Below are 929 nucleotides of genomic sequence, written 5' to 3'. Positions count from 1 at the left end.
TCGAGCAGCTTGGCATCACCGGCATCTCCAAGAGCCAGGTCTCGCAGATGGCCAAGGTGCTCGATGAGCAAGTGGAAGCCTTCCGCACCCGAGCGTTGGACGGCGGCCCGTATGCGTTCGTCTGGCTGGACGCGCTGACACAGAAGGTCCGCGAGGGCGGGCGGATCGTCAACGTGCACGCCCTGGTCGCCACCGCTGTCAACGCCAACGGGCAGCGGGAGATCCTCGGCCTGGACATCACCTCCCGGGAGGACGGCGCCGGCTGGCTGGCGTTCCTGCGCAGCCTGGTCGCCCGGGGCCTGTCGGGGGTGCAGATGGTCATCTCCGACGCCCACAGCGGGCTGGTCGAGGCGATCGGCGCCACCCTGCCCGGGGCGTCGTGGCAGCGCTGTCGAACCCGCTACCTGCGGAATCTACTGACGACCGTCCCGAAGTCGGCGCAGCCGTGGGTGGCCACCCTGGTACGCACCATCTTCGACCAGCCGACCGCCGAGCAGGTCCGCGCCCAGCACGCCTGGGTCATCGACGCGCTCGCGGCCAAGTACCCGGCCGCGGCCGACCACCTGGACCAGGCCCAGGAGGACCTCCTGGCGTTCGCTCAGTTCCCGCGGGAGATCTGGAAGCAGATCTGGTCGAACAATCCCCAGGAGCGGCTGAACAAGGAGATCCGCCGCCGCACCGACGTGGTCGGCATCTTCCCCGACCGAGCCGCGATCATCCGCCTCGTCGGCGCCGTGCTGGCCGAGCAGACCGACGAGTGGACCGAGGCCCGCCGCTACATGGGCCTGGACGTCCTGGCGAAAGCACGTCTACGCGTGATCCCCGGCGACACACCGAACCAGGAACACCTCCCGGAAACCCTCACCGCTTAACCTGCAGAAACGGATCGCGTGGTGGCTACTCGTACACCACCTCCGTGGACGTGACCC

Annotated in this window: 1 protein-coding gene; it reads left to right on the top strand. The window is 68.7% G+C overall.

Annotated elements, in window-relative coordinates:
- Positions 1-872 (top strand): IS256 family transposase (locus AWQ68_RS00070; RefSeq protein WP_066932630.1); only part of this gene is annotated, 872 nt, incomplete at its 5' end.
- Positions 873-929 lie beyond the last annotated feature (57 nt).

The sequence above is a fragment of the Microtetraspora fusca genome (assembly GCF_001570365.1).
Lineage (GTDB): Bacteria > Actinomycetota > Actinomycetes > Streptosporangiales > Streptosporangiaceae > Microtetraspora > Microtetraspora fusca.
Note: the sequence above shows the minus strand (reverse complement) of the source record. Positions and strands in the feature narration are given on the sequence as shown.